Genomic DNA, 7,960 nt, shown 5'->3' with positions numbered 1-7,960 from the left:
CGCACGATGTCGGGACCTGCGGGTGCCGGCAGGCTGCGGCCGAAGGCGGCGCCGGGCTCGACATTGGCCTCGACATTGGACTTGCCGAGGATCGCATCCTCGATCGAACGGTAGTCGGTGCAGCGACAGATATTGCCCTTCAGCGCGGCGCTAAGATCGGTGCGCTGGGCCTGGTTCAGCGCGGCGCAGGTCAGGATCATGCCGGCGGTGCAGAAGCCGCATTGAAAGCCCTGCGCGTCGAGGAAGGCCCGCTGCATCGGATGGATGCCGTGGTCCCCGCCAAGTCCTTCGATCGTCGTCACCGTGCGGCCCTCGGCGCGGAAGGCCGGGATCAGGCAGCTGTGCACGGGTTCGCCGTCGAGCAAGACGGTGCAGGCCCCGCAGTCGCCGGCATCGCAGCCCTTTTTCACGCCGAAATGGCCGAGTTCGCGCAGGAACGTGCGCAAGCACTGACCGGCGCGTGGCTCCTGCGCAAACGTCCTGCCGTCGATCTCGAAGCTCACGGCATTGCTCCAAGCAACTCGCTGCGAATCTCCTCGGCAAGCCGCTGCGTCATGTGCTTGCGCCAAAGCGGATGGCCGTGGATGTCGGTGTGGTACAGGTCGTCCGTGATTTGCCGTGCGATCGCCTCGCGCAGCGCGATCGCGTCGGGCGCACCGCGAAAGGACAGCTGGATCGGCCGCACCGTCGATGCGGTGACCGTCAGCGTCAGCCCGCCGTCGGCATCGAGGCTGCCGATCAGGAGCGCCGCCGAGCGGCCGACCGGTGTCAGCGAGATCTGGCGAAACGCGGCGCGGCGTTTCAACGCGGCCAGGGGAATATCGATCTGGCGAAGCAAGTCGCCCGGCTCGAGGCGATTGCGCTGGTCGCCCGTGACGAAGTCGACGACCGGGATCGTCTGCTCGTCGCCGCCGGCTTTCCAGATGGTGCAGACCCCGTCGAGCGCGGAGGTGAGCGAGATCATCGGTCCTGCCGGCAGCGACATGCAGAGATTGCCGCCGACGGTCGCCGTCTTCCAGATCTTGAACGAGGCAAGAAAGGCCCGGCAGCACTGGTTGATCAGCGGCGCCGCGAGCCAATCGGACGGGCAGACCAGCCCGTCGAGCTCTGCGACGGTGCAGGTGGCGGCGATCGAGAGATGGCTCTCGGTGATCGTCAACGCCGGCCATCTCAGATCGGTGAGATCGATCAGCCGCGTCAGATGCGCCTGCGGCTCCGAGAACAGCCAGGTGCCGCCGCCGAGCCAGGCATCACCTGCCGTCCAGGCAGGCAATTGCGCGCGCGTTTGCGGATGGGCGACTGCTGTGATGGTATTCAAATCCATGGCTGCGCCAACGCTTCCGCCGGTGAATCGTGCAGACGAGTCTTGCAAGACCGGAGCCAAGCCGCAACAAACAAGTCGTAGCAATATCGTGTCCGGGCTGACGTCCCCCTTGCAGGCTGGTCGTCATTCGGTGTGTGGAGAAGCAGGACCATGAGCGATGCCAAGGCCGTCTGGATCAGGGATCCGCTGGCCATCCTTGCCGATGGTGCCGAGCGCGGCCTCGTGGTGAGGGACGGCCGGATCGTCGAGCTCGTGCCGGCCGGCGCTGTGCCCGCAACCGCGGATCTTGCGATATTCGATGCGAGCGAGCACGTCGTGCTGCCGGGTCTGATCAACACCCATCATCATTTCTACCAGACGCTGACGCGGGCACTGCCGGCCGCGATGGACCGGGAGCTATTCCCCTGGCTTCAGGCGCTCTATCCGGTGTGGGCGAGGCTGACGCCCGAGGCGCTCGAACTCGGCGCCACCGTGGCGATGTCCGAGCTGCTGCTCTCCGGCTGCACCACCACCACCGATCACCATTACGTCTTCCCGGCGGGGCTCGAGGACGCCGTCGATATCGAGGTGGCGGTGGCGAAGCGCCTGGGCGTGCGCGTATTGCTCACGCGTGGCTCGATGAACCTGTCGCAGCGCGACGGCGGACTGCCGCCTGACAGCGTGGTGCAGGACGAGGACACCATTCTCGCCGACAGCGCGCACGTCGTCGCCAAGCATCACCAGCGCGGTGCGGATGCGATGGTGCAGATCGCGCTCGCACCGTGCTCGCCGTTCTCGGTGACGACGTCGCTGATGCGCGCGACCGCTGATCTCGCCGACGAGCTCGACGTGCGCCTGCACACCCATCTCGCCGAGACCGAGGACGAGAACAGGTTCTGCGAGCAGATGTTCGGCTGCCGCCCGCTCGACTATCTCGAGCAATGCGGCTGGCTCAATGCGCGGACCTGGCTCGCCCACGGGATATTTTTCAACGTCGATGAGATCAAGCGCCTCGCCAAGGCGAAGACGGCCATCAGCCATTGCGCCTGCAGCAACCAGCTGCTGGCGTCCGGCTGTTGCCCGGTGTGCGATATGGAGGAGGCCGGCGTCGGGATCGGCATCGGTGTCGACGGCTCGGCCTCCAACGACGGGTCCAACCTGATGCAGGAGGTGCGCGCGGCGTTCCTGCTGCAGCGGGCGCGCTACGGGGTGACGAAGGTCAGTCACAAGGATGCGTTGCGCTGGGCCACCATGGGCTCAGCGGCCTGTATCGGCCGGCCGGAACTCGGCGAGATAGCCGTCGGCAAGGCGGCCGACCTTGCGCTGTTCAGGCTCGACGAGTTGCGCTTCTCCGGTCACGGTGATCCGCTGGCTGCCCTGGTGCTGTGCGGGGCGCATCGCGCCGACCGGGTGATGGTGGCCGGAAAATGGGTGGTGATCGATGGTGCGATCCCGGGCCTCGATGTGAAAGGCCTCATTCGCCGCCACGGTTCCGCGGCGCGCGCCATGCGGGCGGGATAATCGGGTCGGGAATTGAAAGAGGGGGCAGCCACAAGTGCCGGGTGCTTCTGACCACCCCCTCCGAACCTCCTCCGGGAGGAGCAGGTGAATGAGGCAATGCAAGAAGCGTGCTACTTGCCCGGAAGCTTGTCGTCGATGCCTTTCACGTAGAAATTCATGCCGAGGATCTGGCTGTCGTCCAGATGATCGCCGCCCTTGCACTCGACCGGCTTGCCGTCCTGCCCAACGATCGGGCATTTGAACGGATGCAGCTTGCCGGCGGTGATCGCCGCCTGGGCATCCTCCGCCATTTTTTTCACATCGTCAGGCATGTTGGTGTAGGGCGCCATCACGAACATGTGGCTGTCGAGACCGCCCCAGGTGTCCTCGGACTTCCAGGTGCCGGCGAGCTCGGCCTTGACGCGCTCGATGTAGTAGGGGCCCCAGGTGTCGATGATCGAGGTGAGCTGGGTCTTGGGCCCGAACTTGATCATCTCGGAATCCTGGCCGAAGGCGAGCTTGCCGCGCTCGCTGGCGATCTGCATCGCGGCGGGTGAATCCGTATGCTGCATGATGACGTCGGCGCCCTGGTCGATCAGCGCCTTGGCGGCGTCGGCCTCCTTGCCCGGGTCGAACCACGTGTTGGCCCAGATGATCTTGACCTTGATGTTCGGGTTGATGGTCTGGGCCGCCAGCATCGTCGCGTTGATGCCGGAGACGACCTCCGGAATCGGGAAGGAGCCGATGTAGCCGAGCACGCCCGACTTCGACATCCTGGCCGCGATCAGGCCTTGAATGTAGCGGCCCTGATACCATTTGGCCGAATAGGTCGACATGTTCGGGTTGCGCTTGTACCCGGTGGCGTGCTCGAAATGCACGTTCGGATATTTCTTGGCGACCTTCAGCGTCGAGTCCATGTAGCCGAACGAGGTGGTGAAGATCAGCTTGTTGCCCGCGCGGGCGAGTTGCTCGATGGCGCGTTCGGCGTCGGGGCCTTCGGGCACGTTCTCGAGGTAGGTGGTCTCGATCTTGTCGCCAAGCTCCTTCACCAGCGCCTGACGACCGAGGTCGTGCTGATAGGTCCAGCCGAGGTCGCCGATCGGACCCACATAGATGAAGCCGACCTTCAGCTTGTCGGCGGCGGAGGCAGCACTGAGGCTGCCGGCCAGCAGGAGCCCCGCAGTCAGGGCAAGAAGTGATTTCCGCATCATCAATCTCCAACATCAGGGGCAAGCCATGATCCGCAACACACGCCCCATCGCGCACGCTGCGGAGAGTAATTCAGCGATCAGGCACGAACACCGTGCCGAGCGCGGCCGGCGCGGTCGAGCCGCCGGTGCGCGCGCGGGAGAGCAGGACGAGGACAAGGACGGTCGCGAGATAAGGCAGCGCCGACATGAACTGCGAGGGAATGCCGACGCCCCAGCCTTGCGCGTGCAGCTGCAGGATCGTCACGGCGCCGAAGAGATAGGCGCCGATCACGAGCCGGCCCGGCCGCCAGGACGAGAACACCACCAGCGCCAAGGCGATCCAGCCGCGGCCGGCGGTCATGCCGGGAATGAAGAACGGCGTGTAGGCGAGCGGGAGGTAGGCGCCCGCAAGTCCCGCGCAGGCACCGCCGAACATCACGGCGAAGGTGCGGATGCGCAGGACGGGATAGCCGAGCGCATGCGCGGAGACGTGATTGTCGCCACACGCGCGCAGGATCAATCCCGCCCGCGTGCGGCCCAGGAACCACCAGACGCCGACGATCAGCGCAACCGAGACATAGACGAACCCGTCCTCGCCGAACAGAACGCGCCCAATCAACGGAATGTCGGTCAGGCCGGGAATATGGAGGTGCATGGCCGGCGTGATGCGCTCGCCGACGAAGCCGGCGCCGATCAGGCCTGACAGCCCGATGCCGAGGATGGTCAGAGCAAGACCCGTTGCGACCTGGTTGACGGCGAGCCCGAGCGCCATCAGTGCGAAGATGAGCGACATCAGTGTGCCCGCGACGATGCCGAACAGCGCGCCGATGAAGGTGGACCCGGTCAGCCACGCCCCGGCAAAACCGCAGGCGGCGCCGACGATCATCATGCCCTCGACGCCGAGATTGAGCACCCCGGAACGCTCGGTCACGAGCTCGCCGGCCGCCGCAATCAGCAGCGGCGTCGACGCGGCGAGCACCGCCAGGATGATGGCTTCAACCAGCTCCACGGGCCACCTGTCGGCTGGGGAGCACCAGCTTGAAACGGTACAGGATGAGGGAATCGCAGGCGAGCACGTAGAACAGCAGAATGCCCTGGAACACCTTGGTGACGTCCAACGGAATCTTCATCGCGATCTGCGCCTGCTCGCCGCCGATGAAGGTCAATGCCAGGAAAAGGCCCGCAACGAGGATTCCAAGCGGATTGAGCCGGCCGAGGAAGGCGACGATGATTGCGGTAAAGCCGTAGCCGGGTGAGATGCCCGGCTGGAGATGCCCGACGGGACCTGCGACCTCGATGATACCGGCAAGTCCGGCCAACGCGCCGGAGACGGCGAAGGTCAGGATGATCAGCTGGTTGGCGTTGAAGCCGCCGAAGCGCGCGGCGCGCGGTGCCGCGCCGACCACGCGGATGCCAAAACCCTTGATGGTGCGCCCGAGCAGGATCGCCGCGCCCCCGACGACGAGCAGGGCGATGGCAGAGCCGAGGTGCAGCCGGCCGCCCTCGATCAGCAGCGGCACCGTCGCCACCGGATCGAACTCCGCCGTGGTCGGAAAATTGAAGCCCTGCGGGTCGCGCCAGGGCCCGCGCACGAGATAGTCGAGGAAGAGCTCGGCGACATAGACCAGCATCAGGCTGGTCAGGATCTCGCTGGCGCCGAACTTCACCCTGCAGATCGCGGGGATCAGCGCATAGAGCGCGCCAGCAGCGGCGGCGAGCACGAGCATGGCCGGCAGCACCCAGGCGCCGGCGTCAGTGCCTTGCGTCTTCAGGGCGATCCAGCTGCCTGCGACGGCACCGATCAGGAATTGTCCCTCGGCGCCGATGTTCCAGGCATTGGCGAGATAGCAGAGCGACAGCCCGATCGCGATCATCACCAGCGGCGTTGCCTTCACCGCGATCTCCTGCAGCGAGTAGCCGTCGGTGAGCGGCGCGATGAAATAGGCATGCAACGCGAGCAGCGGATTCTTGCCCAGGATCGCAAACAGGATGATCATGGTCACGAGCGTGAGGCCGACCGCGATTAGTGGAGACGCCAGCGCGATCGTGCCTGAGCGTTCGGCACGCCTCTCAAGCACCAGCTGCATGCACGACCTCCGTCGACTCCGGGCTGCTGCCGCCCATCAGAAGCCCCAGCCTCTCGCGGGTCGCCTCGCTTGCTGCGAGCGGAGCCGACAACCTGCCGTGGAACATCACCGCGATACGATCGGCGATCTCGGCGAGCTCGTCGAGATCCTGGCTGGTGACAAGCACCGCGGCCCCTGCGCTTGCCAGATCAAGCAGCGCCTGACGGATCACGGCGGCAGCGCCGGCATCGACGCCCCAGGTCGGCTGGCTCACCACCAGCACGGCCGGATTGCGCAGGATCTCGCGTCCGACGATGAACTTCTGCAGATTGCCGCCGGACAGGGAAGCTGCTTCCGGATCGCGCTTGGCCTTGCGGACGTCGAACGTCTCGGTCGCGCGGTCGACCGCCTTCAGCGTGGCTGCGGTGTCGATGAAGCCACGGCGGACCATGCCGCTGGCGGCATGTCCGGTCAGTAGCGCGTTCTCGGACAGCTTCATGCGCGGCACGGTGCCGTGGCCGAGCCGTTCCTCGGGCACGAACGCCGCGCCCAGCTTGCGCCGCTGCGAGATCGAGAGGCGGCCAGCGGCGATGCCTTCGATCACCACAGTGCGGGGAGCATGGGACAGCCGCTCGCCGGAGAGGGCGGCAAACAATTCATCCTGGCCGTTGCCGGCGACGCCGGCGATGCCGAGGATCTCGCCGCCCCTCAGCTCGAACGAGATGTGCTGGAGCCGCACGCCATGGCTCTCGGCGGGGGCAAGCGAAAGATCGTTGACCACGAGCCGCAGCGCGGTGGTCTTGCGGCCGGATGCGGCCTTCACCGCCTTGATCTCTCCGCCGACCATCATCCGCGCGAGCGAGGCGGCGGTCTCGAGCCGAAGGGCGCAGGTCTCGACCTTCCTGCCGCCGCGCAGGATGGTCGCGGTGTCGCAGAGCCGCTTCACCTCCTCCAGCTTGTGGCTGATGTAGAGGATGGCGCGGCCCTCGGCCTTGAGCCGCTGCAGCACGATGAAGAGCTGGTCGGCCTCCTGCGGCGTCAGCACGGCGGTGGGCTCGTCCAGGATCAGGAATTTCGGATCCTGCATCAAGGCGCGGACGATCTCGATGCGCTGGCGCTCGCCGACGGACAATTGCCAGACTTCGCGCCTAGGATCGAGCGGCAAACCGTAGGCCTTCGACACCTGCTCCAGCCGGGCGAACATGTCCTTGAAGGATTCCTTTCCATCGAGGCCGAGCGCGACGTTCTCGGCGACGGTCAGATTGTCGAACAGCGAGAAATGCTGGAACACCATGCCGATGCCGCGACTGCGCGCCTCGGACGGACCGGACAGCACGATCCGTTCGCCCTGCCAGCGGATCTCGCCCGCGCTGGGCTGGATCAGCCCGTAAATGGCCTTGACCAGCGTCGACTTGCCGGCGCCGTTCTCGCCGAGCAGGGCGTGGATCTCGCCGGGCCAGATATCGATGTCGATGGAATCGTTGGCGAGAAAATCGCCGTATCGTTTGGTGAGCCCTGTCGTCCGCAGCAGCGGAGACTCGCCGGAATTCGGGCCGTGAGGTGTCGATTCCAACATTCGCCGGTGCGTTTGCATGGGTGAAGTGCCTCAATGATGGGCCAGTTTGGACCGCGGCGTAAGATGTGAAAAGCCGCATTGCTTGCCCAATACATCGGCAGATTGGAGACCACCGGCGGACGTCCGTGGCGCCCCTCGTAGAACGATCAGCGAGGGCAGCAGGCTCCGCTACTTGATCCAGACACCTTGGTGCAGCGCCTCGGCTTCGTCTTCCAGCAACGGTCCGACCACCTCCGTCGGTCGCTGGCCGGTGGCAAAGACCTCGCGGCACGGCAGGTCGAGGGTCGGGTTCTCCGGATGGTTGCCGGTGACGCCGCGCAGGCGA

At 65.9% G+C, this 7,960-nt stretch carries 7 protein-coding genes and 1 pseudogene; 1 reads left to right on the top strand and 7 read right to left on the bottom strand.

Annotation, left to right across the window (positions count from 1 at the left end; genetic code table 11):
* Window positions 1–503: (2Fe-2S)-binding protein (locus JHD07_RS25300; protein ID WP_291626994.1), on the bottom strand; the 503-nt coding region annotated here is incomplete at its 3' end.
* On the bottom strand, window positions 500–1,324 hold the full coding sequence (locus tag JHD07_RS25295; protein ID WP_291626992.1) for an FAD binding domain-containing protein: 825 nt from the start codon (window positions 1,322–1,324) through the stop codon (window positions 500–502). The genes JHD07_RS25300 and JHD07_RS25295, both read right to left, overlap by 4 nt.
* A 150-nt stretch (window positions 1,325–1,474) precedes the next feature.
* Here JHD07_RS25295 and JHD07_RS25290 point away from each other — a divergent pair, with 150 nt between their 5' ends.
* Window positions 1,475–2,824, top strand: coding sequence for an 8-oxoguanine deaminase (locus JHD07_RS25290; RefSeq protein ID WP_291626990.1), 1,350 nt, complete (start codon window positions 1,475–1,477; stop codon window positions 2,822–2,824).
* Between the two features lie 110 nt (window positions 2,825–2,934).
* On the opposite strand, the gene JHD07_RS25285 is transcribed toward JHD07_RS25290, so the two are convergent.
* The 5 genes and pseudogenes from JHD07_RS25285 to JHD07_RS25265 form a co-directional block, all read right to left on the bottom strand.
* Window positions 2,935–4,011, bottom strand: a complete 1,077-nt coding sequence (locus tag JHD07_RS25285; RefSeq protein ID WP_291626989.1) for a BMP family ABC transporter substrate-binding protein — start codon at window positions 4,009–4,011, stop codon at window positions 2,935–2,937.
* Between the two features lie 73 nt (window positions 4,012–4,084).
* Window positions 4,085–5,002: an ABC transporter permease gene (locus JHD07_RS25280; protein WP_291626987.1), complete on the bottom strand. Its 918-nt coding sequence runs from the start codon at window positions 5,000–5,002 to the stop codon at window positions 4,085–4,087.
* Window positions 4,989–6,080 (bottom strand): ABC transporter permease, encoded by a 1,092-nt coding sequence (locus JHD07_RS25275; protein WP_291626984.1) that lies wholly within the window; start codon window positions 6,078–6,080, stop codon window positions 4,989–4,991. The genes JHD07_RS25280 and JHD07_RS25275 overlap by 14 nt, the downstream gene beginning before the upstream one ends.
* Window positions 6,064–7,635, bottom strand: coding sequence for an ABC transporter ATP-binding protein (locus tag JHD07_RS25270; RefSeq protein ID WP_291626982.1), 1,572 nt, complete (start codon window positions 7,633–7,635; stop codon window positions 6,064–6,066). The genes JHD07_RS25275 and JHD07_RS25270 overlap by 17 nt, the downstream gene beginning before the upstream one ends.
* Before the next feature lie 168 nt (window positions 7,636–7,803).
* Window positions 7,804–7,960: pseudogene (locus JHD07_RS25265) on the bottom strand (nucleoside deaminase); the annotation flags it as partial.

The sequence above is a fragment of the Bradyrhizobium sp. genome (assembly GCF_016462955.1).
In the GTDB taxonomy this organism is placed as follows: domain Bacteria; phylum Pseudomonadota; class Alphaproteobacteria; order Rhizobiales; family Xanthobacteraceae; genus Bradyrhizobium.
The sequence above is the reverse complement of the archived record's forward strand: the minus strand, read 5'-3'. Positions and strand labels throughout refer to the sequence as shown.

Excerpts from the sequence above, each read along its gene's own strand:
- JHD07_RS25295 (WP_291626992.1), bottom strand. The coding sequence starts at position 1,324 with ATGGATTTGAATACCATCACAGCAGTCGCCCATCCGCAAACGCGCGCG.
- JHD07_RS25270 (WP_291626982.1), bottom strand. The coding sequence starts at position 7,635 with ATGTTGGAATCGACACCTCACGGCCCGAATTCCGGCGAGTCTCCGCTG.
- JHD07_RS25290 (WP_291626990.1), top strand. The coding sequence starts at position 1,475 with ATGAGCGATGCCAAGGCCGTCTGGATCAGGGATCCGCTGGCCATCCTT.
- JHD07_RS25285 (WP_291626989.1), bottom strand. The coding sequence starts at position 4,011 with ATGCGGAAATCACTTCTTGCCCTGACTGCGGGGCTCCTGCTGGCCGGC.
- JHD07_RS25275 (WP_291626984.1), bottom strand. The coding sequence starts at position 6,080 with ATGCAGCTGGTGCTTGAGAGGCGTGCCGAACGCTCAGGCACGATCGCG.